The sequence below is a fragment of the [Pseudomonas] carboxydohydrogena genome (genome assembly GCF_029030725.1).
In the GTDB taxonomy this organism is placed as follows: Bacteria; Pseudomonadota; Alphaproteobacteria; order Rhizobiales; family Xanthobacteraceae; genus Afipia; species Afipia carboxydohydrogena.
In genome coordinates this window covers 1,880,439-1,906,782 of sequence record NZ_CP113162.1, presented here as the reverse complement: position 1 = coordinate 1,906,782, position 26,344 = coordinate 1,880,439, and the positions used below count along the sequence as shown (strand labels likewise).

The 26,344-nt window shown below is 63.6% G+C and carries 18 protein-coding genes; 8 read left to right on the top strand and 10 right to left on the bottom strand.

All coding sequences use genetic code 11. The features are described 5' to 3' along the window. Positions 1–54: 54 nt before the first annotated feature. The 5 genes from accC to AFIC_RS09230 all read right to left on the bottom strand — a co-directional run bounded on the left by accC (position 55) and on the right by AFIC_RS09230 (position 4,891). Complete coding sequence (gene accC, locus AFIC_RS09250; protein ID WP_275245949.1) at positions 55–1,410, bottom strand: acetyl-CoA carboxylase biotin carboxylase subunit; 1,356 nt, start codon at positions 1,408–1,410, stop codon at positions 55–57. Between the two features lie 36 nt (positions 1,411–1,446). Beyond that, complete coding sequence (accB, locus tag AFIC_RS09245) at positions 1,447–1,938, bottom strand: acetyl-CoA carboxylase biotin carboxyl carrier protein (protein ID WP_275245948.1); 492 nt, start codon at positions 1,936–1,938, stop codon at positions 1,447–1,449. Between the two features lie 36 nt (positions 1,939–1,974). Next, positions 1,975–2,430, bottom strand: coding sequence for a type II 3-dehydroquinate dehydratase (gene aroQ / locus AFIC_RS09240; RefSeq protein ID WP_275245947.1), 456 nt, complete (start codon positions 2,428–2,430; stop codon positions 1,975–1,977). A gap of 257 nt (positions 2,431–2,687) precedes the next feature. Then, a complete protein-coding gene (locus AFIC_RS09235) occupies positions 2,688–3,452 on the bottom strand; it encodes a DsbA family protein (RefSeq protein ID WP_275245946.1) in 765 nt (254 codons plus the stop codon). Between the two features lie 29 nt (positions 3,453–3,481). Next, positions 3,482–4,891 (bottom strand): M48 family metalloprotease, encoded by a 1,410-nt coding sequence (locus AFIC_RS09230; protein ID WP_275245945.1) that lies wholly within the window; start codon positions 4,889–4,891, stop codon positions 3,482–3,484. 161 nt (positions 4,892–5,052) lie between these two features. Between AFIC_RS09230 and AFIC_RS09225 the strand changes: the two genes are divergently transcribed. Then, positions 5,053–6,237, top strand: coding sequence for a pyridoxal phosphate-dependent aminotransferase (locus tag AFIC_RS09225; protein WP_275245944.1), 1,185 nt, complete (start codon positions 5,053–5,055; stop codon positions 6,235–6,237). A gap of 136 nt (positions 6,238–6,373) precedes the next feature. On the opposite strand, the gene AFIC_RS09220 is transcribed toward AFIC_RS09225, so the two are convergent. After that, entirely contained in the window at positions 6,374–9,316 is a 2,943-nt protein-coding gene (locus tag AFIC_RS09220) for an Rne/Rng family ribonuclease (protein WP_275245943.1), read from the bottom strand. Between the two features lie 731 nt (positions 9,317–10,047). Between AFIC_RS09220 and AFIC_RS09215 the strand changes: the two genes are divergently transcribed. From AFIC_RS09215 to AFIC_RS09200, 4 genes are all read left to right on the top strand, one after another. Continuing rightward, positions 10,048–11,313, top strand: coding sequence for an N-acetylmuramoyl-L-alanine amidase (locus AFIC_RS09215; RefSeq protein ID WP_420833389.1), 1,266 nt, complete (start codon positions 10,048–10,050; stop codon positions 11,311–11,313). A gap of 180 nt (positions 11,314–11,493) precedes the next feature. Beyond that, the gene (locus AFIC_RS09210) at positions 11,494–13,983 is read left to right on the top strand and encodes a penicillin-binding protein 1A (protein ID WP_275245942.1); all 2,490 of its coding nucleotides are present in this window, start codon (positions 11,494–11,496) and stop codon (positions 13,981–13,983) included. A 93-nt stretch (positions 13,984–14,076) separates the two neighbouring features. Then, a protein-coding gene (gene prfB, locus AFIC_RS09205; RefSeq protein ID WP_275245941.1) for a peptide chain release factor 2 occupies positions 14,077–15,208 on the top strand; the annotation gives its coding sequence in 2 pieces (ribosomal slippage) (positions 14,077–14,145 and positions 14,147–15,208; 1,131 coding nt in all). Positions 15,209–15,230: 22 nt separating this feature from the next. After that, a complete protein-coding gene (locus AFIC_RS09200; RefSeq protein WP_275248682.1) occupies positions 15,231–15,890 on the top strand; it encodes a dihydrofolate reductase family protein in 660 nt (219 codons plus the stop codon). Positions 15,891–15,907: 17 nt separating this feature from the next. On the opposite strand, the gene AFIC_RS09195 is transcribed toward AFIC_RS09200, so the two are convergent. Both AFIC_RS09195 and bcp read right to left on the bottom strand, forming a co-directional pair. Further along, complete coding sequence (locus tag AFIC_RS09195; RefSeq protein WP_275245940.1) at positions 15,908–17,254, bottom strand: M23 family metallopeptidase; 1,347 nt, start codon at positions 17,252–17,254, stop codon at positions 15,908–15,910. Positions 17,255–17,324: 70 nt separating this feature from the next. Then, the gene (bcp, locus tag AFIC_RS09190; protein WP_275248681.1) at positions 17,325–17,942 is read right to left on the bottom strand and encodes a thioredoxin-dependent thiol peroxidase; all 618 of its coding nucleotides are present in this window, start codon (positions 17,940–17,942) and stop codon (positions 17,325–17,327) included. A 279-nt stretch (positions 17,943–18,221) separates the two neighbouring features. Between bcp and AFIC_RS09185 the strand changes: the two genes are divergently transcribed. Next, positions 18,222–21,797: a YhdP family protein gene (locus AFIC_RS09185; protein ID WP_275245939.1), complete on the top strand. Its 3,576-nt coding sequence runs from the start codon at positions 18,222–18,224 to the stop codon at positions 21,795–21,797. A 14-nt stretch (positions 21,798–21,811) separates the two neighbouring features. Here the strand turns inward: AFIC_RS09185 and tyrS are convergent, their stop codons facing one another. Next, complete coding sequence (gene tyrS, locus AFIC_RS09180) at positions 21,812–23,065, bottom strand: tyrosine--tRNA ligase (protein WP_275245938.1); 1,254 nt, start codon at positions 23,063–23,065, stop codon at positions 21,812–21,814. 85 nt (positions 23,066–23,150) lie between these two features. On the opposite strand from tyrS, the gene AFIC_RS09175 reads away from it, so the two are divergent. Then, positions 23,151–24,248, top strand: a complete 1,098-nt coding sequence (locus AFIC_RS09175) for an anhydro-N-acetylmuramic acid kinase (RefSeq protein ID WP_275245937.1) — start codon at positions 23,151–23,153, stop codon at positions 24,246–24,248. 3 nt (positions 24,249–24,251) lie between these two features. Here AFIC_RS09175 and AFIC_RS09170 read toward each other — a convergent pair whose 3' ends face one another. Further along, positions 24,252–24,899, bottom strand: a complete 648-nt coding sequence (locus AFIC_RS09170) for an alpha/beta hydrolase (protein WP_002716045.1) — start codon at positions 24,897–24,899, stop codon at positions 24,252–24,254. Between the two features lie 204 nt (positions 24,900–25,103). Between AFIC_RS09170 and AFIC_RS09165 the strand changes: the two genes are divergently transcribed. Next, positions 25,104–26,285, top strand: coding sequence for a cysteine desulfurase family protein (locus AFIC_RS09165; RefSeq protein WP_275245936.1), 1,182 nt, complete (start codon positions 25,104–25,106; stop codon positions 26,283–26,285). Positions 26,286–26,344: the final 59 nt, after the last annotated feature.

Sequence of the window (26,344 nt, the reverse complement as noted above, 5' to 3'; positions counted from 1 at the left end):
CGTCAATCCGGCTGGCTCCGCTGGTTGGCAGGACGAGGCGGGGGTGCCGTTCTTTTAATGGGGCTTTGTATCTCCGCTGGCAAGATATTGTTCGAGCCAGTGGATGTGATAGTCGCCGTCGATGATGCTGGGCTCGCGGGCGAGTGCCCGGAACAGCGGCAGTGTGGTTTCGACGCCATCGATGACGATTTCATCCAGTGCACGGCGCAGCCGCATCAGGCATTCGCCGCGGGTTTTGCCATGGACGATCAGCTTGCCGACCAGAGAGTCGTAATAGGGCGGAATGACATAGCCCTGATAGACTGCTGAATCGATCCGCACGCCGAGGCCGCCGGGCGGATGGAACTGGGTGATCTTGCCCGGCGAGGGGCGGAAGGTCACCGGGTTCTCCGCATTGATGCGGCACTCGATGGCGTGGCCGTTGATGGCGACATCCTTCTGCGTGCAGGGCAGGTCGCCGCCCGCCGCGACCCGGATTTGCTCCAGCACGAGATCGATGCCGGTGATCATTTCGGTGACCGGATGCTCGACCTGGATGCGGGTGTTCATTTCGATGAAGTAGAATTCGCCGTCCTCGTAGAGGAACTCGATGGTGCCGACGCCGAGATATTTCATCTCGCGCATCGCCTTCGCGCAGACCTCGCCGATGCGCGCGCGCGCTTCGGGCGAAATGATCGGCGAGGGGCTTTCCTCCCAGACCTTCTGATGGCGGCGCTGCAACGAGCAGTCGCGTTCGCCGAGATGGATCGCGCCGCCGCGGCCGTCGCCCAGAATCTGGATTTCGATATGGCGCGGCTTGCCGAGATATTTCTCGAGATAGACCGAGCCGTCGCCGAAAGCGGCCTTGGCCTCGTTGCTCGCCGTGGACAGCGCCAGCATCAAATCGGCTTCGGTCTGCGCGACTTTCATGCCGCGCCCGCCGCCGCCAGCGGCTGCTTTCACCAGAACCGGGAAGCCGATCTTTTTGGCGATCGCCATGGCGTCGTCGCCCGGGCTGACGCTGCCGTCGGAACCTGGAACGACCGGAATGCCGAGGCGCTTGGCGGTTTTCTTCGCCTCGATCTTGTCGCCCATGGTGCGGATGTGCTCGGCCTTCGGTCCGATGAAGTCGAGATCGTGTTCGGCGAGAATTTCCGCGAAGCGTGCATTTTCCGACAGAAAGCCGTAACCGGGATGCACGGCTTCGGCGCCGGTGATTTCGCAGGCGGCGAGCAGCGCGGGGATGTTGAGATAGCTGTCCTTGGCGGCGGGTGGGCCGATGCAGACGCTCTCGTCGGCGAGGCGCACATGCATGGCGTTGGCGTCGGCAGTGGAGTGCACGGCGACCGTCGCGATGCCGAGCTCCTTGCACGCACGCAGCACACGCAGGGCGATTTCGCCACGATTGGCAATCAGAATCTTGTCGAACATCGTGCCTGCCTTGGCGGCCCCTTGGAGGCCGTGGGTTTATTCAATGATGACGAGCGGCTCGCCGAATTCGATCGGCTGGCCGTCTTCGACAAGAACCTGCGTGACCGTGCCGGTGCGTGGCGACGGAATCTGGTTCATCGTCTTCATCGCCTCGACGATCAGCAGCGTGTCGCCGGCCTTCACCTTGGTGCCCACCTCGACGAAGGGTTTCGCGCCGGGTTCCGACGCGAGATAGGCGGTACCGACCATCGGTGAGGGGACCATGCCGGGATGCTTGGCGACGTCGAGGATCGCGGCGCCGGTGGCTGCCGGGGCGGCGGCTGCGGCGACCGGCGCGGCCGCGACAACGGGCGCAACCGGAACACTCGCCGCGACCGTGATGTTGCGTGCGATGCGGACGCGAAGGCCCGAGCGCTCGACTTCGATTTCGGTCAGATTGGATTCATCCAGCAGCGCCGCGAGATCGCGAATGAGATCGCGCTCGTCGGTTTTGCCGGGGGTGGTTTTATCTTGCGGCTCACGGGCCATGTCGGATTCCAGAATTGCGCGGGGGACAGTGATCGATCAGGTTTTCGCCGAAAGACCGATCCGGGCGGCGAGGCCCTGGATCGCGAGCCTGTAGCCCTCGATGCCGAACCCGCACAGACTCGCGAAAGCTGCCTTTGCGATGAAAGATTGGTGACGGAAACGCTCGCGTGCATAGACGTTCGAGACGTGAACTTCAACCGTCGGGATTTGGACGCCAACGAGGGCGTCATGGATGGCAATCGAGGTATGCGAATAGCCGCCCGCATTGATGATGATGCCAACGGCTTTCTTGGCCGCGGCCTCCTGGATGAGATCGACGATTTCACCTTCGCGGTTGGTCTGGCGGCAGACGGCTTCCGCGCCGAAGCGGCTGGCGGTGTCGCGGCACAGCTTCTCGACATCGGCGAGGGTATGATGACCGTAGATTTCAGGTTCTCGCGTGCCCAGAAGGTTCAGGTTCGGGCCGTTGAGCACGTAAATCGTCCTGGTCATCCGAATGCCGATCCCTGAAATCGCGAGATGCGCCAAAAAGCGAAGCGCTGCCGGGGGTTATAGGTAATCTTAACCCGCGAGGGAAGCCTTTCCGCCGCGCCTTGGGGATAGGCGGGTTCCCGCCGGTGCGGGGAAAACCCCGGAAAAACCATGCAAATCTTTGATTAACCAATGTCCAAGGTCCGACACGCGCGAACCTGACAAAAAGCCCGCGCCGGCAGCAGGCGCGGGCTTTTGAATGCAGAATGGAATGACGGTCAGCAGCTTTCCTTGCCGCAGCGGGCCAGCGCGACCTTCTTGGTGAGGTCGGAGAGCCCGACCGCGCCGACCACGACATCCTTGCCGATCACGTAGCTCGGCGTGCCGGTGAGGCCCATGTCCTCGGCGATCTTGAAGTTCTCCTTCAGGGTCTCGTTGATCTGCGGGCTGGTCAGGTCCTTCTCGAGCCGGGCCATGTCGACTCCGGCTTCCTTGGCGACAGCGAGCGCACGGGCCTTGTCGGCCTGTCCGTGGCCGCCCAGCAGCTTCTGGTGGAAGGCGAGATATTTCTGGCCCGACGGGTCCTGCATGTGCACGGCGATCGCGACGCGCGCGGCTTCGACCGAGCCGGGGCTGAGCACCGGAAATTCCTTCAGCGTGACGCGCAGCTTCGGATCGAACTTGATGAGGTCGAGCATGTCGCTCATCGCGCGCTTGCAGTAGCCGCAATTGTAATCGAAGAACTCGACGAAATTGACGTCGCCCTTCGGATTGCCGAGCACCACGCCGTTGGGGGAGTTGAACAGAGCGTCGGCGTGCTTCTCGACAGCGGCCTTCTGCTTGGTGACTTCGGCGGCGGCCTGGCGGCGGCCGAGTTCGGCGGAGGCTTCTTCCAGCACTTCGGGATGCGCGATCAGATAATCCCTGACCACCGTCTCGATGTCCTTGCGTTGCGCGTCGGTGAACGACTGCGCCGACGCGGCGATGGGTAGGCTCACGGCAAGCGCGAGAGCGAATGGTGTGAGCGAGCGAAAGAACGGCATGGAGACTCCTTTGGGCCGGTCAGGCGGCATCAGTTCTTGATCGGTTTCGTATTGACGATGTCGTCGGCGCGAACCCATCCGGGCGAGCCGATCGGAAAACGGGTCTTGGCGCGCGAGGCGAGGTCGCGCGCGGTCTTGTGGTCGCCGCGCAGATAGGCGGCATTCGCTGAGGCGAGATCGGCGTCGGCAAGATCGCCCTTGCGGCCATAGGCCATGGCAATCTGGGTGTAGCCGAGAGGGGCTTCGGGTTCGCGCGCCAGCGCAGCCTTGAGAATCGAAATGGCCTCGTTTGCGTAGGCCTTATTATCCGACGCCACCAGCGCCTGACCAAGTAACATCTCAATGAGCGGCGCCTGATGCGACAGTTGGACCGCCTTGCGAAGGGGCGCGATGGCCTCCGTGGGACGGCCTCCCTCAAGCAGCGCCTGTCCCTTGAGTTCGTAAAAATACGGGTTGGCAGGCTCGACCTTGATCAGTCCGTCGATCTGGACGATGGCGCTGCGCGGATCGCCGTGGAGATAGGTGGCGATGGCGCGGGCGTAGCGGGCAGGCAGGCTGTTGTCGGAGATCGGATAGCGGCGGTACACGGTCTCGGCGCGCTCCATGAAGCCGGAGACCTTCGCGCGCATCATATCGTGGCGATGCTGAAGCGCCGGATCGTCCTTCTTGCTCCAGTAGGGACTCGACTTCGCGAGTCCTTCGAGAGCCTCGACGCGCTCGGCGGGCATCGGGTGCGACTGCATGTAAGGATCCGCGCCGTAAGCGGAGAACAGGCTCTCGCTCTGGAAGCGCTTGAACGTCTCGTACATGCCCTTCGCGGATTGTCCGGTCGCGTTGAGGAATTTGACGCCGGCCTTGTCGGCGCTTTCTTCCTGCTGGCGCTGGTATGACAGCAGCGTGCGCATGATCATGGATTGCGGCGCGGCGATCGCGGCCGCGCCCCCGGCGCCTGCGCCCGCTCTTGCACCCGCAACCGCCGCGCCGACGCCGAGCAGCATGGCGACGATCATCTGGGTTTGGGCGTTCGCGATCTGCTGGCGCATTTTCGCAAGATGGCCGCCCGCGAGATGGCCCGTCTCGTGGGCGAGCACGCCGATGATCTGGTTGGGCGTTTCCGATTTTAGGAGCGCACCGTAATTGACGAAGATGCGCCGGCCGTCGGCGACGAAAGCGTTGAAACTCGGATCGTTGATGATGACGACCTGGATGTTCTGCTTCTCCAGCCCGGCAGCGCGCAGGATCGGCCGGGAATAGTCGCGCAACAATTGCTCGGTTTCGGTATCGCGCAGCAGGGGCGGACCCTTGGCCTTGGTCTGCGCCGACAGCGGCCCCACGGCAGGCCAGCTCGTCAGCAACAGCGCCGTCGCGGTGAGCGTCGCGATCGCGCGGCGGGCGAAGCCGGGTCGGGCCGGTGCTGTCTGGGCGGCAAGTGACGTCATGGGCGCGGCAGGCAAATCCATCTGGTGCGACCGCAGGCAATGGAGTGCAGCGGTAGCGCGTGGTAAAGACCGTTCAAGGGACGGAATGCGGCGGGAGCGCGGCGGCGTTATCGAACCGCACCTGGCCAGTTCCGTTTTCAATCATGGGCATAGCAGATTTCATGCGTGATGGGAGAATTCGCTCCGCGACGGAGCTTTTGACGGCCTCGCGCCGTGGCGATGTTCCGCCCTTCATGGTGATGGACGTGATGGCGGCGGCAGCCCGAATCGAGGCGACGGGCGGCCATGTGATCCATATGGAGGTCGGCCAGCCCGCGTCGCCGGCGCCGGCCACGGCACGGGCGGCGGCCAGGGCCGCGATCGACGCCGGGCGGCTCGATTACACCTCTGCACTGGGCATTCCGTCATTGCGCCGGCGGATCGCGCGCTATTATCGCGAGACGCATGGCCATGACCTCGATCCCGAGCGGATCGTTGTCACCACCGGCTCGTCGAACGCTTTCATTCTGGCGTTTCTGACGCTGTTCGAGCCGGGCGACCGGGTGGCGGTGACGCTGCCGGGCTATCCGCCGTATCGTCATATTCTGACGGCGCTCGGCTGCGAGCCGGTGCCGATCGAAACCACCGCCGCGACCCGCCATGCGCTCTCCGGCGCGATGCTGCTCGCCGCGCATCGCAAGACGCCTCTCAAGGGCGTTCTTGTGGCGAGCCCCGCCAACCCCACAGGCACGATGATGAGCCGCGAGGCGATGGCGGAATTGATGGCCGCCGCCGCCAGCGAGAACATCCGCTTCATCTCCGACGAAATTTATCATGGCCTCGACTACGCATTCCCGGCGACCACAGCGGCTGCGCTGTCGGATGACGCGCTCGTCATCAACTCGTTCTCGAAATATTTCTGCATGACGGGATGGCGGATCGGCTGGATGGTGGTGCCGGCGCCTTTGGTGCGCGCGGTCGAGCGGTTGCAGCAGAATCTCGCGATCTCGGTGCCGACGCTGTCGCAGATCGCGGCCGAAGCCGCGTTCGAGGGCACGGCCGAGATGGATGCAATCAAGCACGGCTATCAGGACAACCGCCGCTTGCTGATCGAGGGATTGCCGCGCGCGGGTCTCGATAGTTTTCTGCCCGCCGATGGGGCGTTCTATCTCTATGCCGATGTCTCGCGCTTCACGAACGACAGTTTCGATTTTGCCCGCCGTATGCTGGAGGAGGCGCATGTCGCGGCGACGCCCGGTATCGATTTCGATCCGGTCCACGGCAGATCGTTCCTGCGTTTCTGCTACGCAGGCTCAAGGGCTGAGACGGAAGAGGCGATCGCGCGGATCACGCGCTGGCTTGCGTAAAGCAATTCCGGGCAACAAGGCTGAGATGTTGTCATTGCGAGGAGCATAAGCGACGAAGCAATCCAGTCTAGAAAACTGGATTGCTTCGCTTCGCTCGCAATGACGATGCGGCGGGGTTTAAGGCCCCGTCGGTTTGTTACTCGCTGGAGCGTCTCCACCAGCCCATGCGGCGCGGCGATGTCGGCGCGGGCTCGGCAGGTGGCGGCGGCTCGGACGGTTCAGGAGAAGCCGCCGGAACGGGCGCCTCGGACGCAGGCGTATCGCCGAAGAAGAAGCTGACCTTCTCGCGCACGGTGGAGCGGCGCGGAGCCTTTTCCTCGTCGTGCATGGAAGCCGGAGCTTCGTCCGCGGATGGCCGTGCGGTCTCGGTAACTTCCGCAACCGCAGGCTCGGATGTCTCTGGCTGCGGCGCCTCGAAGGATGGCATCCCGAGATCGCGTGGTTCCTCATGGGTCTCGAACGAGGAATCCGCCTCGATGTCATTGCCGGAAGCGGCCATTTCCTCGCCATTGGCATTGTCTTGGTTGCCACGGCGGCGGCGGCCGCCACGGCGGCCACGGCGGCGGGGGCGGCGCTCGCCGTTTTCCTGATCGGCGCGGGCGGGCGCGGCTTCGGAATCGTCTTCGCCATCTTCGCCGGATTCAACCTGGGACTCTTCACCGGCAACAGCTTCGCCATTGGCGGAAGATGGCTGCGCGGCATCGCGGCCTTCGCCACGGCCGCGTCCACGACGGCGACGACGCCTGCGGCGCGGACCTTCTTCGCCCTCGCTGCGCGCTTCGCTCGACTCGGCGTCCGCGGTTTCACCGTTCTCGGTCTCGGCTTCGACGTCTTCCTCGAAGAACTCTTCCTCGTCGTCGAATTCCTCGACCTCGACCGGCTGCGCGGCAACGCGCGCGGCGAGGAGGGCCTTGGCGGCTTCGGTGGTGTGCACCTGTTCGCCGCGCTCGATGATGAAGGCCTGCTGGCCGTTCACTGTCGGGTCGGCGATCACCGAGAGCGTCACCTGGAAGGCTTCCTCGAGGTCGCGCAGATGGCCGCGCTTGTGGTTGAGAACGTAGAGCGCCACATCGGTGCGGGTGCGCACCGAGTAATTGTGGGTGCCGCTCTTCATCAGTTGCTCTTCGAGGCTGCGCAGCAGTTGCAGCGCGACCGACGCGACGGAACGAACGTGGCCGGTGCCGCCGCAGGTCGGGCAGGGCTCGGTGGAGCTCTCCAGCACACTGGCGCGGATGCGCTGGCGCGACATTTCCAGAAGGCCGAAATGCGAGATGCGCCCGACCTGAATGCGCGCGCGGTCCTGCCGCAGGCAATCGCTCATCCTGCGTTCGACCGCGCGGTTGTTGCGCTTCTCGTCCATGTCGATGAAGTCGATGACGATCAGGCCCGCGAGGTCGCGCAGCCGCAACTGGCGGGCGACTTCTTCGGCGGCTTCGAGGTTGGTCTTGAGCGCGGTGTCCTCGATGTGGTGTTCGCGCGTGGAGCGGCCCGAGTTCACGTCGATCGAGACCAGCGCCTCGGTCTGGTTGATGACGATGTAGCCGCCGGACCGCAGCGTCACGGTCGGCGAGAACATCGCGTCCAGCTGGCTCTCGACGCCCATCCGCGAGAACAAAGGTTGCGTGTCGCGATAGGGCTTCACGGCGCGGACGCTCGACGGCATCAGCATCTTCATGAAGTCACGCGCTTCCTGATAACCGGAATCGCCGGCCACCAGCACCTCGTCGATCTCCTTGTTGTAGAGATCGCGCAGCGAGCGCTTGATGAGAGAACCCTCTTCATAAACGAGGGTCGGGGCCTGCGACTTCAGCGTGAGGTCGCGCACCGTCTCCCACATGCGGATCAGGTATTCAAAGTCGCGCTTGATTTCCGGCTTGGTGCGCGAGGCGCCCGCCGTGCGCAGGATGATGCCCATGCCTTCCGGCACGTCGAGGTCCTGCACCACGTCCTTGAGACGGTTGCGGTCCTGCGCCGAGGTGATCTTGCGGCTGATGCCGCCGCCGCGCGCGGTGTTCGGCATCAACACGGCATAGCGGCCGGCGAGCGACAGGTAGGTCGTGAGCGCCGCACCCTTGTTGCCGCGCTCCTCCTTGACCACCTGCACCAGCATCACCTGGCGGCGCTTGATGACTTCCTGAATCTTGTACTGGCGGCGCGGGCGGAAGGCGCGCTCCGGCACTTCCTCCAGCGCGTCGTCGCCGCCGACGGATTCGACCTGTTCTTCTTCCTCGGCCTCGTCGTCATCCTCGTCTTCGTCGCTGTCTGCGACGGGCGACTCGACATGTTCGCCTTCGGCATGGTCGTGATCGTGTTCGTCATGCGCATCGTGATGAGATTCGTCGTCAGACGCATGGTCATGGTCATGGTCATGGTCATGGTCATGGTCATGGTCGTGGTCATGCTCATCATGCTGATGGGCGGAATCGCTTTCGGTGTGCACCGCCGCGGGTGCTTCGAAATACGGATCGTCGGTGCTTTCGTCGGCCTGGTCGCCGTAATCGTTGCCTTCGATGCTCGGCAGCGGTTGCGTATCGGCGCTCGGGACCATCGAAGGCGCGACGGAGGCGGGCGTCACGCCGGCTTCGGTGGGTTCGTCATCGTAGCCATAACTGCCGAAAGGCTGCGGTTCGCTGGAATCGTGCGGGAAGGCGGGCGCCGCGTCGGCGGCCGGTGCGCTGTCCTCGACGATCGCGCTCTGCACGCGCTCGCCACGGTCGCGGCGGCGCGAATTGCGGTGGCGGGAACGGCGTCGGCTGGCGCGGTTCTCGTTTTCCTCCTCGGCCTCGCGATGCGCGCGCTCGTCGGCCTCGATCAGCGCCTGACGGTCGGCGACCGGAATCTGGTAGTAGTCGGGATGGATTTCGCTGAAGGCGAGGAAGCCGTGGCGATTGCCGCCGTACTCGATGAACGCGGCCTGGAGCGAGGGCTCCACGCGCGTGACCTTGGCGAGATAGATGTTGCCGCGAAGCTGCTTGCGTTGTGCGGATTCGAAATCAAACTCTTCGACGCGATTGCCGCGAACCACGACGACCCGGGTCTCCTCCGGGTGGGTGGCGTCGATCAACATTTTGTTGGGCATTTTGGGACTCATGGCGGCGGACGGCAGGCCCGGCGGCCAGCGCAGCATGCGCGGCCGGACGGCGGAACGGTCCACCTGATTCGGGGGTGAGGGGAAGGCCAAACCACAAGGCGATGCCCCGTGCCGAATCCAGCCCGAACGTCTTCCGTCGCGCAAACGTGTCGCGTTGGATTGTCGTGGGACCTGGGAAGACCTCACGGGAGGTCCGGATCGGCGTAACAGTGTGGCGCATCTAAGCGGCGGCCCGTCTAAATCGTTCGGCAGCGGTGTGCTGCCTTGTCTTGCCAACGGGGCCAGCAGAAGCTGGTGCATTAAAAGCCAGTCGGCATTGTGAGCGCCGGAGTGGCAGTCCGCGTCCTTGCGGGCGCGAGCCGGTTGCCGTCTGGCTTCCTGTTTCTCCCGAACCTCGAACCGGCTTTCCGGGCCCGGCCGCGCGCTGCGCTGGCTGGGAGGAGGGCCGGTCAATCCGTTGGGCCTCAATGCATTATCGGGGCCGAACGCTGGTGCGGGAGTTGAACGCGATACAACCGGAAGTTCAAACCGTCAGCGGACAAAACATACGGTCATTGGGGTCTTCTGGCAAGGGAAGCGTCACGCGGCTGCAACACAAGCCTGTAAACAGTCTTTCAGGGGTAAGCAGCGGTTAACCGTGGAGTCCTATTGGGATAAAAGGGGGCGCCGAGGCGGGGGATTCCTTGAAAAGCTGGACGAAAATCCGCGTTCTGCGAGCGATCACCGCCGGTTTTGCCTGGGTGGCACTGTTGGGTGCCCCGGCGGCGTACGCGGTCGAGTCGGTTCCACCACGCCCGGAAGTTGCAGCCAGCCTGCCGGTCGCATCCGATGCGCGCGTTGCGGGTGACGAGCGGCAATCGCGCTTCATCCTCGATCTGGATCGCAAGGTCGACGTGCATGGTTTCGTGCTGGCCGATCCTTACCGGGTCGTGGTCGATATTCCGCAGGTGGCGTTCCGCCTGCCCGAGGGCAGCGGCAAGTCCGGCCGGGGACTCGTGCGGGCCTTCCGCTACGGCATGGTGATGCCCGGCGCCTCGCGGATCGTGATGGATTTGAGCGGCCCGGCGAAGATCGAAAAGGCGTACTCGCTGGATGCCGCGAACGGCCAGCCGGCCAGACTGGTGGTTGAGCTGGCGGCGTCCGACGCGGAAACGGTGAAGCGCGAGGCGAGGCAGGCCGCGACGCAGGATTTGCGTCCCACCGTCGTCGCCGATGCCGATCCAAATGCGAAAATTCCGCCGCAGAATGCCAAGCCCGAGGATTCCCGCCCCGTCATCGTGCTCGATCCCGGCCATGGCGGCATCGACAATGGTACAGTCGCTTCCAGCGGCGAAAACGAGAAGGATCTCGTGCTTGCCTTCGCCAAGGCGCTGCGCGAGCGCATCGAAAAATCCGGCAAATATCGCGTGGTGATGACGCGCGACGACGACACCTTCATTCCGCTCGCCGAACGCGTGAAGTTCGCCCGCGACCATACGGCGTCGCTGTTCGTCTCGATCCATGCCGATGCCTTGCCGAAGCGGGAAGGCGATGCGCAGGGCGCCACGATCTACACGTTGTCGGAGCGGGCGTCCGATGCCGAGGCCGAGCGGCTCGCCGAGTCGGAGAACAAGGCCGACGCCATAGCGGGTATCGATTTGACCGAGGAACCCACAGAGGTCGCGGACATCCTGATCGACCTCACGCAGCGGGAAACGCGTGCATTCTCAAGCCGGTTCGCCAAAACCTTGGTGCAGGAGATGAAGACGGTGGCGCGGATGCATAAACATCCGCTGAAGTCCGCCGGGTTCCGGGTTCTGAAGGCGCATGATGTGCCGTCGGTGTTGATCGAATTGGGCTACGTGTCGAACAAGGGTGATTTGCACAATCTGGTTTCGGAAGGCTGGCGGGGGAAGATGGCCGGTTCCGTTGCCGCCGCGATCGATGCCTTTTTCGGCCCCCGTGGTGGCGCGCAGGCCACACGGATGAGCGCAGGGCATCCGTGAACGCCAAGCCCTGACAGGAGCCCTAGTTTGGACACAGCCTCCGCTCTATAGAGGGGATCGTGAAAACTGAATCGGTCGCCCGCAAGCGCCTGCCTCAGTGCTATGGTTCCGCCACGATCCGGTCGCGCGGAGCGAGATCGCCCCGGCCAGAGGCGTCTTTAAACTGAATATGGATTGAGAATGCGGTTGCTGGTGCGCTTCCTGGGGTTCCTTTTTGCCGCCGGAACGATCCTGTTCCTGGTCGGCGTCAGCGCCGTCGCGGGCCTGCTCTGGCATTATTCCAAGGACCTGCCGGACTACACCCAGCTCAAGAACTACGAGCCCCCGGTGATGACGCGCGTTCATGCCGCCGACGGTTCGCTGCTGGCCGAATACGCCAAGGAACGCCGGCTCTATCTGCCGATCCAGGCGATCCCCAAGCGCGTCATCAACGCGTTCCTCGCGGCTGAGGACAAGAATTTCTACGAGCATGGCGGCATTGACTTCACCGGCATGGCGCGCGCCGCGCTCCTGTATGCGCAGAACTACGGTTCGAACCGCCGTCCGCAGGGCGCATCCACCATCACCCAGCAGGTCGCCAAGAACTTCCTGCTGACGAACGAAGTCTCCTTTACCCGCAAGATCAAGGAAGCCTTGCTCGCGATGCGCATCGAGCGCACCTACAGCAAGGAAAAGATCCTCGAGCTTTATCTCAACGAAATCTATCTTGGTCTCGGCGCCTATGGCATCGCTGCGGCTTCGCTCGTTTACTTCGACAAGTCGGTCAACGAGCTGTCGATCGCGGAAGCGGCCTATCTCGCTGCCTTGCCGAAGGCGCCCGCCCAGCTTCATCCGGTGCGCAACCATGATCGCGCTGTCGAGCGCCGCAATTACGTAATCGATCGTCTTGCCGAGAATGGCTGGATCAAGCCCGCGGAAGCTGCCGCCGCGCGCAAGGAGCCGCTTGTCGTCACCAGCCGCAGCAACGCGACGCATGTCTTCGCGGGCGAGTATTTCGCCGAGGAGGTCCGCCGCGACATCTTCGAGCGCTACGGCGAAAAGAAGCTCTATGAGGGCGGCCTGTCGGTGCGCGCCACGCTCGATCCGAAATTGCAGGTGATCGCGCGGCAGGCGATGGTCAAGGGCCTCGTCAATTACGACGAGTCGGTCGGCTGGCGCGGGCCTGTCACCAAGATCGATATCAGCGGCGACTGGGGCATAAAACTCGCCGAGGTCAAATCGCTGTCCGATGTTTCGCCGTGGCGCATGGCGGTGGTGCTGGAGGCGAATGACCAGTCGGCGCGCATCGGCTTCCAGCCGGGCCGCGTGCTCGGCGGCGCGATCTCCAAGGCGCGTGATACCGGCCTCGTGACCATGGACGGCGTGCGCTGGGCCAAGGCGGCCTCGGGGCCGACCCGCTACAAGGCGCCGACCAAGGTGACGCAAGTGCTGACGCCGGGCGATGTCGTCTACGTCGATCCGCTGCTTGGCAAGGACGGCAAGGCCGTCGAGGGGCAATACCGGCTGCGCCAGATTCCCGAAGTGTCGGGCGGCATGATCGTGATGGACCCGAGCACCGGCCGCGTGCTGGCGATGAGCGGCGGCTTCTCGTTCGACCAGAGCCAGTTCAACCGCGCCACGCAGGCCTACCGGCAGCCCGGCTCATCCTTCAAGCCGATCGTCTATTCGACCGCGCTGGATAACGGCTACACGCCGTCGAGCATCGTGGTCGATGCGCCGATCGAAATCGATCAGGGCTCGGGCAATGTGTGGCGGCCGGAAAACTATTCGACCGGCAAGTATTACGGCCCGCAGACGCTGCGTTTCGGCCTCGAGCACTCCGTCAACAACATGACGGTGCGGCTTGCGCAGGATATCGGCATGCCGATCATCGGCGAATACGCCAAGCGCTTCGGCGTCTATGACGAGTTGCCGAACTACCTGTCCTACGCGCTCGGTGCGGGCGAGACGACCGTGATGCGCATGGTGACCGCGTATTCGATGATCGCCAATGGCGGCAAGCGTGTGAAGGCGACGCTGATCGATCGCATCCAGGACCGTTTCGGCCACACCATCTATAAGCACGACCAGCGCGAATGCCGTGGCTGCGATGCGCCGGAAGGCTGGCACAACCAGCCCGAGCCGACGCTGATCGACCGGCGTGAGCAGGTGCTCGATCCGATGACGGCCTACCAGATCACCTCGATGATGGAAGGCGTGGTCCAGCGCGGCACCGCGACCGTCGTGCGCGAGGTCGGCAAGCCGATCGCGGGCAAGACCGGCACCACCAACGAGGAAAAGGACGCCTGGTTCGTCGGCTTCTCGCCGAATGTCGTCGTCGGTCTGTATATCGGCTACGACAAGCCGAAGCCGCTCGGCCGTGGCGGCACCGGCGGCCATCTCGCCGCCCCGATCGCCAAGGACTTCCTGAAAGTCGCGCTGGCGGACAAGCCCGCGGTGCCGTTCCGTGTGCCTGCGGGCATCAAGCTCGTACGCGTCGATCTCAAGAGCGGCATGCGGGCGGGGCCGGGCGATACCGGCCGCACCATCCTCGAGGCCTTCAAGCCGGGCACCGCGCCGCCTGACAATTACGCGGCCATCGGCATGGCCGACGGTAACGGGCAGGTACTCACCGTGTCGCCAGACGCGGATCGCGCGATCATGCGCCCGGGTACCGGCGGCCTTTACTGACCTGATTGCATCGGCGCGCCGCAGCGGCTAAGTCCTGCGGCACGAATTTGCGCGTGCGCGCCTCCTTGTTTCAATGAAAGACGAAGAACCAAGATGCGTCCTGAAATCGAACGCCTTGTCGAAGAGATCAAGCAGTCAGTCGGGCTGCTGAGGAGGCATCTTTGACGTCGATACCGCAACCGCGCGTCTCGCCGAACTGAACAATCTCGCCGAAGACCCCAATCTCTGGAACGACCCGCAGAAAGCCCAGAAGCTGATGCAGGAGCGGACCTCGCTGGAAAACCAGCTTGGTGGCATCGGGCGGACCGAACGTGAACTCGAAGACCAGATCGGCATGATCGAACTCGGCGAGGCCGAGAACGACGAGGCCGTGGTGCTTGAGGCCGAAAACGCGCTGAAGGCGCTCAAGAAGGACGTTGCGCGTCAGGAACTGGAGGCGCTGCTAAGCGGCGAGGCCGACAGGTTCGATACCTACCTCGAAGTCCATGCGGGCGCGGGCGGAACCGAGAGCCAGGACTGGGCCTCGATGCTGTTGCGCATGTACACGCGCTGGGCCGAGCGCAAGGGTTTCAAGATCGAGTATCTCGAAGAGACGCAAGGCGAAGAAGCGGGCATCAAGTCCGCGACGATCCAGATCAGCGGCCACAATGCCTATGGCTGGCTCAAGACCGAAGCAGGCGTGCACCGCCTCGTGCGCATTTCTCCTTACGATTCGAACGCACGTCGGCACACGTCGTTTTCGAGTATCGCGATTTTCCCGGTGGTCGATAATTCGATCAAGATCGACATCAACGAATCCGATGTGCGCGTCGATACCATGCGTTCGGGTGGCGCGGGTGGTCAGCACGTCAACAAGACCGAATCCGCGGTGCGCCTCACGCATATCCCGACCGGCGTCGCCGTCGTCTGTCAGGCCGGGCGTTCGCAGCACAAGAACCGCGCGCAGGCGTGGGACATGCTGCGCGCGCGCCTTTACGAGATCGAACTCAAGAAGCGCGAGGAGCAGGCCGCCGCCGATCAGGCCGCCAAGACCGATATTGGTTGGGGCCACCAGATCCGTTCTTACGTCCTGCAACCGTACCAGATGGTGAAGGATCTTCGCACCGGCGTGCAGACCTCGGACACGTCCGGCGTGCTCGATGGCGATCTCGACGAGTTCATGGCCGCGACGCTGGCGCAGAAGGCCTTCGGCACCGCGCCCGGCCAGATCGAGGACGTGGACTGATTTTTCTTTGTCAGGAGCTGCGATGAATCCACAAGGCAGACTAATCGTTCGCAGTTTCTCGGTCTCCTTCGATGGCTATGGCGCGGGCCCTGACCAGAGCCTTGAGAGTCCTCTTGGCATTGGCGGGTTTGGTCTGCATCAATGGGCCATGGCCACGCGCACGTTCCAGAAAAAGGTCTTTGGGAAGGACGGCGGCGCAACCGGGCCTGACGACGATCTGGCCGCGATGGGTTTTGAAAATCTCGGCGCGTGGATCATGGGACGGAACATGTTCGGTCCCATTCGCGGCGCCTGGCCGGATGAAACGTGGAAGGGATGGTGGGGCGATGAGCCGCCTTATCACTGTCCGGTTTTTGTCCTGACCCATCACGCACGTGCGCCGATTACGATGAAGGGCGGCACCGTCTTTCATTTCGTAACGGACGGAATCGAGGCGGCGCTTGACCGCGCGAGGCAGGCGGCCGGAACCAAGGACATTCGGGTCGGCGGCGGCGCGGCAACGATCCGCGAGTATCTTCGCGCAGGGCTGATCGACGATTTGCACATCGCGATTTCGCCGGTCCTGCTGGGGCGCGGCGAATCCCTTTTTGACGGGATCGATCTTCCTGCGCTCGGCTACACGGTCAGCGAACACATCGCGACACCGAACGCCATGCATCTGCGGTTTCGCCGCGAGGATTAAATGGGCACGTAAGACGGTCAGCCCTGAGCGAACCGTGCGCCCGCCCGCAGGAAGCGTTGCGGATCGACGGCTTCGCCATTGATGCGCGTTTCATAATGCAGGTGCGGTCCGGTCGAACGGCCGGTGGAGCCGACTTCGCCGACCACTTCGCCGATCTTCACGACATCGCCGACTTTCACGTCGATCTGCGACAGGTGCCCGTAACGGGTAGCAAGACCGTTGCCATGATCGATCTCGACCATCCGGCCATAGCCGCCTGACCATCCGGCGGATGTAACCTTGCCGTCAGCGGTGGCGCGCACCGGATCGCCGGTCGAAGCGCGGAAATCGAGGCCGGTGTGCATCGCGGGCCGCCCCATGAACGGATCGTTTCGGACGCCGAAGCCCGAGGACAATTCGATCTCGCCGACCACCGGCTTGCGATAGGGCACCATCGCCAGCGTGCGGTTGAGCTTGTCGACCTGCGCGCGATTCAGCGCGACGCGGTAGACCTGCTTATCGAAATCGTTAGCATTAGCCGCCGGAGCGCGCACGGGAACGTACGGGCCGCCGACATGACTCTTCGGCGTCGCGGCTTCGAGTTGCGACATGTTCAGGCCGAGGTCGGAGATCAGGCCGCGCACACGCTTCAGTCGCGTGTCGTAGCGGGTCTCGGCGGCATTCAAGCTTGCGACCTGCCGTTTTTCGATCTTGTCGAGTGAGGTTTCGAGCCGCGCCAGCATGTTTCCGTTGCCGCGTTTCCCGGTCACGTGCGTGCGGATTTTTTCGAAGAGGGACGGGCGCTCCTCAAGATTAGCCTCGCGGCCGGACGGCGTGGTGTCGACCGGCGCGATGTCGTTGATCGGGGAGGGCTTCGGCGTTCCGCGTGGCGTATGGGTCGGCCGGATCGAGCCGGTGGCCGCGTTGTCCGGCAGGCCCATCAGCGCATTGGCGCGCGATTCCAGCGTGGACTGACGGCGCAGGATCTGCGTGAGCTTCTGGTCGTATTCCTCCTGATCGAGCAACTGACGGCTGGTCGTCCGGTCGATCCGCGAGCGAAGCTCCGCGATGCGGTCCTCATAGGCGTATTGCATCTCGGCCTGACGTGCGATCAGGCGTGTCAGCACGTCGTCGCGGAAGGCGAAATAGGTCGCGGTTGCCGCCGACCACGCGCCCATCAGGATGATGGAGCCGGTGATGATCCAGAACACGACCGGCCCGACGCGGACCTGCCTGCCGTGATGGATGAGGGCATAGCCGTTGGGCTTGGATCGCCGTTGCGGAGTGTTCCGGGCCGGTGGAGGCGGGCGATGAGGCATCTGACGCCCGTCATCATGCGGAAAATGGTGGGGCGTCTGGTTGTACTGGCGGTGGGGCGGCGACATCGGAACTCCTGAGCCGGCCAAACAAGCGGCGCGGCTGCCAGAGGCGATCTGACACCGTCATGGTTAATATTCAGGAAAATGCCTCGCGAATGGCGTCGAACACGGCCTCGGCGTGGCCGGGGACTTTGACGTTCCGCCAGATCCGGGCGATGCGGCCCTTGGGGCCGATCCAAACCGTTGTGCGAAGAATTCCGTCGAAGGTTCTCCCCATAAAGGTTTTTTTGCCCCACACGCCGTAGGCCTTGAGCATCGCAAGCGTCTCATCCGAGGCGAGGGCGATGTTGAGGTCATGCTTTTTGCGGAATCGCTGCAAGGCCGCCTGCGAATCGGCGGAGACGCCAAGGATGGCGGTGTCGAGGGCCTCGAACCGGGGCGAGAGGCGGGTGAAATCGGCGGCTTCCAGTGTGCAGCCGGGGGTGTTCGCGCGCGGATAGAAATACAGGACGAGATTGTGTCCGGCGAAGTCCTTGAGCGACACGTTGCCACCGTCGTCGCGGGACAGCCGGAAGGCGGGAGCCGCCATGCCTTCGTTGAGGGTGTGGGCTGGCCCGGTTGTGGCAGGGCCAGTGCTGGCGGTTGTTCGGGATTTCTTCGCCGCAGCGGCTTTCGTGACAGCTTTCGTGACAGCTTTCGTGGCGGCTTTCCTGACGGTTTTCTTGGAGGTTTTCTTGTTCGTTTTCTTGGTCATACGCCTTCCTTTCGTCGCTTTCAGCCCGTCAATTGGCTCCGCCTGACGCTGCGGCAGGAAGGGGCCTGCCGGGATCGCCTGCTGGGCATTTGCCAGCCCTTGGTTCACGCACCTTGGGATTTACCGGCCTTGGGATACACTGACGCGGGATTCGCCACGCCCGCTGTTGGACGGGACATATAACAGACGGGATTCGCTGCATGCCGCGTTCTGAGCCATTTTCCCCGGCGATCAGAACCCGCATCGTAGCCAATCGACGCTCAACGCCAACGTGAGGCAATGCAGGACTCGAAGCCTCAGAAAGCGTCGCGACCTCAAACGAGCCATTGGGATGCTCCCGAGTGGGAAGATGAACGCTGCCATCAGGCCCGGCGCCTGCTCAAGCGCCGCCGTGTCGGCCTGCACCGCCTGACCGCTCCCTTCGCAAGACTTGGTCATCGGATTCTCGACACGGTCTGGCTGCGCCGGACCATCGCCACGCTCGGCGTTCTCGCCGTCGTCTTTGGCGTCGGCTTTTTCGGATTGTGGCTGCGCCTCGGCGCGGGACCGATCAATCTCGATGTCGTCACGCCATGGCTTGCCTCCGCCATCGAGCAGAACCTCGGGCGCGATCACACCGTCCAGGTTGGAGGCACCCAGATCGAACGCGCGGGACGGATCAGGGTCGCGGTGCGCCTGCGCGACATCGTGGTGCGCGACCACAACGGCGCCATCGTTGCGAGCGCCCCGAAAGCGGAAGTGCGCCTGTCCGGCATGGCGCTTTTGTTCGGTACGCTGCGCGCCGAGACGCTGCGGCTCGTCGATGCGGAATTGTCGGTGCGGATTACGCCGGAGGGCGAGGTAATCGTGTCCACCGCGGGCACCACGCAGCCGCTCGCCACCGGCAAGGTGCCGGTGAAGCCGCTGGTGATCGCGCCACCGGATTACCCGCAGGCTCCTCCCGCAGCGGGACAACCCTCAGCGGTCCCGGCGTCCGCGCCCGGATTACTTGCGGTGATGAACTGGCTCGACACGCTCGGCTCCAAGGGACTGGATGGCCAGAGCCTGAACGAGATCGGTCTGCGCAATGGCTCGCTTCTGGTGGACGACCAGCAGAGCAAGACAAAAATCTCCTTCGACAATATCAGCCTCAGCCTGAGGCGGCCCACGGCGGGCGGCGTTGTGATGACCGTGGGTGAGGAAGGTGCGGATGCCTGGTCGCTCAGGCTCGGCGTCGGTGCGCCGCAGAACGGCGTGCGGCAGGTCGAACTGACGGCCAACAAGGTGCCGACCAAAAACCTCATCCTTGCCGCGCGGCTGAAGGACTTCACCTACACCACCGACGGCATGCTGCTGAGCGGCGAGATCAAGGGTGAGGTCGGCCGCGACGGCTTGCCGACTTATCTCGGCGGTGTTCTCTCCATCGGCAAGGGCAGCGTCATCGATCGCGCTACGCCGGACTATCCGATGGCGATCGATCAGATCGAGGCCCGCCTCGACTGGGATGCCGGGCGACGCGTCATGGTCGCGCCTTTCCAGATCACCTCGGGAAGCAATCGCGTCACCTCGCTTGCGCATCTCGAGGCTCCGAACGGACGCACGCCGAACTGGCAACTGGGACTGTCCGGCGGCACCATCGTGCTCGCCGGTCCGAAGGGAGAGAACCCGGTCATCTTCAACCGCATCGCGGTGCGCCTGCGGTTCGATACCGAACATCGCCGGATCGTCATGACCCAGTGCGATATCAGCAACGGAGAGGTCGGCGTCGCGGGCTCGGGCGCGGTCGATTACTCGATGCCCGCGGCGCAGGTTCAACTCGGCCTCGCGACGACGGCGATGCCCGCATCGACGCTGAAGAACATCTGGCCGATCCTGATCGTGCCGGAGGTGCGCGAATGGCTGATCGAACGCGTCAGCGGCGGCACCTTGCAGCATCTCGACATCGCGGTGAACGCGCCGATCCACACCCTTGCGCGCGGCGGCCCGCCGATTCCGGACGAGGGCTTGTCGGTCGATTTCTCGGCGGCGGGCGTTGAGCTGCATCCGCTCGACGAATTACCCATGGTCCATAACGCCGACATGAAGGGCCATGTCAGCGGCCGGACGGTGAAGGTCACGATAGGTCAGGGCGGCGTCGATACGCCGGGAGGGCGCAAGCTCACGATTTCCGATGTCCTGTTCCAGGTCCCCGACCTCGTGCCGAAACCCGCGCCGGCCAGCGTGCGCTTCCGCCTCGACGGGCCGGTGCCGGCGGCGGCCGAGATCCTTCAATCGGACCGGTTGAAGGACGTCGGCGGGAATACGATCGATCCCGCCACCAGCAAGGGCAATGTCGCGGCGATCGTCACTCTGAACATGCCGCTGAAAACCGCGCTGACCAAGGAAGACACCAAATACTCCGTCAGTGTCGATCTCGGCGCGGTGTCGATCGACAAGCTGGCGATGAACCAGAAGCTGGAAGCCAATACGCTCAAGCTCGTCGCCGACAATCAGGGCTATCGCGTCAAGGGCGATGTGAAGATCGCGGGCCAGCCGGCCTCGATCGACTATCACAAGGACGCCGATGGCGATGCGGACATCCGTCTCGCGGCGACGCTCGACGATGCCGCGCGCGCCAAGCTCGGGGTCGATCTTGGCTCAAGCGTCTCTGGCGCGATCCCTGTGAAGATCAGCGGCAAGATCGGCGGCGACGACAGCAAACTCGGGGTGGATGCGGATCTCACGCCCGCCAAGATCGACAACATCCTGCCGGGCTGGACCAAGATCGCGGGTAAGGCGGGCCGCATCACCTTCAACATCGTTCACAAGCCGCAAGGCACCCGTTTCGAGGATATCGTCATCGACGGCGGCGGAACATCGATCAAGGGCGCCGTGGAGGTTGACCAGAACAACGATCTGGTCAGCGCTTTATTTCCGACCTTCGCGCCGTCGGAGGGCGACAAGGCCTCGCTCAAGGCGGAGCGGGTAAGCGATGGCTCGCTGAAGGTGACGCTGCGCGGCGATGTGTTCGACGGACGCGGATTCATCAAGAGCGCGTTGTCGGGCAGCACAAAGAACGGAGCCGGAAAGTCGGCGGTCAAGCTCGACAATTTCGATGTCGATGCCAAGCTTGGCGCGATTGCGGGTTATTATGGCGAAGCGCTTCGCAGCGTCGATCTCAAGCTCTCGCGCCGTGGCGGCACGATCCGGGCTTTTTCGCTGTCCGGCAAACTTGGCCGGGACACGCCGGTGACCGGCAGCCTGCGGTCGCGCGGGCGGGGCCGTGATCTGCTGTTCGTCGAAACCCACGATGCGGGCGCGCTGTTCCGTTTCACCGACACTTACTCGAAGATGGTCGGCGGTGAGATGTGGGTGGCGATGGACACGCCGACCGCCGATGATACGCCGCAGGAAGGCCTGCTCAATGTCACCGATTTCACCGTCAAGGGCGAGGCGGCGCTGGATCGGGTGGTCAACAATGGCGGCAACGTCAACAATCCGAAGGGGATTGCCTTCACGCGCATGCGCACCGAATTCACCCGCCAGACCGGCCAGCTTCGGATCAAGGACGGCGTGGTACGCGGGCCCGCGGTCGGTGCGACTATCGAGGGGGATATCGACTACACGGCCAATCAGGTGCGGATGAGCGGCACCTTTGTGCCGATGTACGGATTGAACAACATGTTCGGACAAATCCCGATCGTCGGTCTCGTGCTCGGCGGCGGCAGCAACGAGGGCTTGATCGGCGTGACCTATGAGGTCGTCGGCACGCCTGGCGCGCCGGTGCTGCGCGTCAATCCGATTTCGGCGATGGCGCCGGGTGTGCTGCGCAAGATCTTCGACTTCAACACCGGCAAGCAGCAGAGCCTGCCGCCGGACTTCCAGTCGATGCAGTAGCGGCAGGAGGCCGGTCAGACCGGCTTCAGCAGGACGTGCCGTTTTTTCCCAAGAGACAGTTTGATGACGCCCTCCGGTGTGAGGACGTCCGGCGTGAGCATCATCTTGTCATCGGTTACGGGCGTGTCGTTGACGCGAATGCCGCCGCCCTTGATCTGGCGGCGGGCTTCACCGTTCGAGGCGACGAGACCGGCTTTCACGAACAGGGCAAGCACGTTTGCGCCGGACTCCAGTTCGGCGCGTGGAATTTCCAGCGTGGGCAGGTTCTGAGCGATCGCGCCTTCCTCGAACGTACGCCGCGCGGTTTCCGCGGCCTCGATCGCTGCTTCGCGCCCGTGCACCACGGCGGTCGCCTCGGTCGCGAGGGTCTTCTTCGCTTCGTTGATCTCAGCGCCGCCGAGCTTTTCGAGCCGTGCAATTTCGTCGAGCGGCAGCCGCGTGAATACCTTGAGGAAACGGCCGACATCGGCGTCCTCGGTGTTGCGGAAGTACTGCCAGAAATCATACGGGCTGAACACGTCGCCGTTGAGCCAGACCGCGCCTTTCGCGGTCTTGCCCATCTTTGCGCCGGACGAGGTGGTGAGCAGCGGCGTGGTCAGCGCGTAGAGCTGGGGGCCGCCCATGCGATGGCTGAGATCGACGCCGTTGATGATGTTGCCCCACTGATCGGAGCCGCCCATTTGCAGGATGCAGCCGTAACGGCGGTTGATTTCGACGAAATCGTAGCCCTGCATGATCATGTAGTTGAATTCGAGGAACGACAGCGACTGCTCGCGGTCGAGCCGCAGCTTCACGCTGTCGAACGACAGCATGCGGTTGACCGAGAAGTAGCGGCCGACATCGCGCAGGAAGGAGACGTAGTTGAGTTTCAGCAGCCATTCGGCGTTGTTGATCATCAGTGCGTCGGTCGCGCCGTCGCCGTAGCGCAGGATGCGTCCGAAGATTTTCTTGATGCCTTCGATGTTGGACGCGATGGTGGCTTCGTCGAGCATCTTGCGCTGCTCGTCGCGGAACGAGGGATCGCCGACCATGGAGGTGCCGCCGCCCATCAGCGTGATCGGGCGGTGACCGGTCTGCTGTAGCCAGTAGAGCATCGTCACCGAGATCAGGTTGCCGATATGCAGGCTGGTGGCGGTCGCGTCATAGCCGACATAGGCTGTGATCGGGCCTTTGGTGCAGGCATCGTCCAGCGCCACGGGGTCAGAAATCTGATGGATCAGTCCGCGTTGTTCCAGAACATTGAGGAAATCTGACTTGTAGGCGGTCATGCGGGACTCTTTGGCGATTTAGCGATTTTTAGAGGCTCCGTGGTGTATCAGGTCCGGCATCCAATTCAACCGGAGGAACCGGGCCATGCGTAACGCGATCGGTCTGATGAGCGGCACCTCGCTCGACGGGGTCGATGTCGCGTGGCTGCGGACCGACGGCGAGCAGATCGAATCCTTCGGTCCCACGGGATACCGGCCCTACAGCGCCGCCGAACGGGATGTGCTGCGCGCGGCGCTCGATGCCGCGCCCCGGATCGTGCGGCGCGAGGAGCGCCCGGCCGGGGTGGCGGCTGCTGAAGACCTCGTTACGCGCGTCCACGCCGAGGCTGTGGAATCGTATCTCGCCGCAAACCGGATCGACCGCCGCACGGTCGATGTCGTGGGCTTTCACGGCCAGACTGTTTTGCATCGCCCGCACGATCGCCTCACGGTGCAGATCGGCGATGGTGCGACACTCGCGAAAGCCTTGAAGCTGCCCGTGGTGTATGACCTCCGTGCCGCCGATGTTGCGGCCGGCGGGCAGGGTGCGCCGCTGGTGCCGGTCTATCACCGCGCGCTCGCGCGGCTCGCCGATTGCGCCATGCCCGCATGCATCGTCAATATCGGAGGTGTCGCCAATGTCACCTATATCGACGACGATACGCTGATCGCCTGCGATACAGGCCCCGGCAATGCGCTGCTGGATGATTACCTTCTGCGGCACACAAGTGAAGCGATGGACCGGGACGGGCAGATCGCCGCGCAGGGCGAGCCTGACTCCGACTGGATAGCGCAGGCGCTCGAACATCCGTTCTTCGATGCGCCCGCGCCGAAATCGCTCGACCGCAACGATTTTGCATCCTTCGCCGTCGATGGCCTATCGCTTGAGGACGGCGCGGCGACGCTCACGGCCTTCACGGCAGCCTCGATTGCGCGGATTGTCGATGAATTGCCGAACCAGCCTGCGAGCTGGATCGTGACCGGCGGCGGCGCCAACAATCCGACCTTGATGCGGATGCTGTCAGAACAGCTTGCGCCGATATCTGTGATTACCGGCCATGATCTCGGCTGGCAGAACGATGCCGTCGAGGCGCAGGCATTCGCCTATCTCGCGGTGCGCAGCCTCAAAGGATTGCCGCTGACTTATCCCGGAACGACAGGGGTTTCCGCGCCGCTGACCGGCGGCGTGCTCGTGCGTCCGTGATTTTTACCGCACGTTGGCGAGGCGCATGTCGAGATAGGACGTGATCGATTCCATCAGCGGTTCGAGCCGGTCCTGAAAGAAGTGATTGGCGCCGGGGATCACCTGCTGGTCGATCACGATGCCCTTCTGCGTCTTCAACTTCTCGACCAGCGTGTTGACGTCCTTGGCGGGCGCCACGATGTCCTTGTCGCCGTGAACGATCAGGCCGGACGACGGGCAGGGCGCGAGGAAGGAGAAGTCGTAACGGTTCGGCTCGGGCGCGATCGAGATAAAACCCTCGACCTCGGGCCGGCGCATCAGAAGCTGCATGCCGATCCATGCGCCGAACGAGAAGCCCGCGACCCAGCAGGCACGCGCTTCGGGGTTGATGGTCTGCGCCCAGTCGAGCGCGGCCGCCGCGTCGGACAATTCGCCGGTGCCGTGGTCGAACGAGCCCTGGCTGCGGCCGACGCCGCGGAAATTGAAGCGCAGCACAGAAAAGCCACGGGCGACGAACGAATAATACACCTGATAAACGATCGGGTGATTCATGTTACCCTGGAACTGCGGATGCGGATGCAACACCATCGCAATCGGGGCGTTCTTCTGTTTCGCGGGGTGGTAGCGTCCTTCAAGACGGCCGGCGGGGCCGGTGAAAATAACTTCAGGCATCGTGGTCCTTAAGAATATGCTCGTTCAACGCCGTGCCCGCCAAGCCTCTGTCGCAGCCTCCTGTCAGGATGCCGCCACGCCGAGGGAAGGCGCCCGAATACGAGGCCGACTTCTAACATGGGTGGCAGGTGAAAAAGCAAGCAGATTGCGCCGTATCCGCCTGTTCGGGGCCGGAAAGTGACGACAGAGCAATGAGTTGATGTGATGGTTGGTATGACTGGACGGCAATTGGCAAAAACCCGCGTCTATCTCGACTGGAACGCCACCGCGCCGATGCGGCCTCAGGCCAAGGCGGCGATGCTACAGGCCATGGATCTACAGGGGAATCCATCCTCGGTTCATGCGGAAGGCCGTGCGGCGCGGAAGATCATCGAAGATGCCCGCGCCAACATCGCCAGGGCCCTTGGTGCGCGCAGCGCCGATGTGATTTTCACCTCCGGCGGCACCGAGGCCAATGCGCTCGCCTTGATGCCCGGGCTGCGCCGCGACCGTGACGTGGCGACGCGGCTTATCGTGTCGGCCATCGAGCATGCGTCGGTGCGCTCCGGCGGCCGGTTCCCGGTCGAGGATATTCAAACCGCGCCGGTTACATCTGCCGGTGTGGTCGATCTTGAGCGGCTCCGGGCCTTGTTCGCGGACGGCGCTCCGGCGCTGGTTTCGGTGATGCTCGCCAATAACGAAACCGGTGCGATCCAGCCCATCGCGGAGATCGCGGAACTCGTCCACGCCGCCCACGGTATCCTGCATGTCGATGCGGTTCAGGGATTTGGAAAGATTGATATTGATATCAATGAATTGGGAGTCGATCTTCTATCTGTTTCTGCGCACAAGATTGGAGGCTCCAAGGGAGTTGGAGCCTTGGTGCTGACCGAGCGCGTTACAGGTTTTGAGCCTTTCATCACGGCGGGAGGGCAGGAGAAGGGCCGCAGGGGTGGAACCGAGAATCTGCCGGGTATCGCCGCATTCGGGGCCGCCGTCGCCGCCCATCTTGAAACCGGCGCAGCCGCCATGGCGCGGATGCAGAAGCTGCGGGCGAAATTCGAGGCAGGACTGCGCGCGGTCACGCCGGAACTGGTGATCTTTTCCGGCGATGTTCCCCGTGTGCCTAACACCACCCTGTTTGCGGCCCCCGGCATGAAGGCGGAAACCGCCGTGATTGCCTTCGATCTGGAAGGCATGGCGGTCTCGTCCGGCTCGGCCTGTTCCTCCGGGAAAGTCCATGCCTCGCCCGTCCTGACCGCGATGGGCGTTAAGCCCGAATTGGCGCAGGGAGCCGTGCGTTTAAGTCTGGGCTGGGACACGACGGAGGCGGAGGTCGAATACCTTCTGGAGGCTTGGATATCGCTCTCGAACGTATTAGTTAAAGGACCGGATGTCGTCGCTTGAAGCGTTCTAAAAAATAGACGATAACAAGAACGAAAGACGCCGACATTCACGTTGGCCCA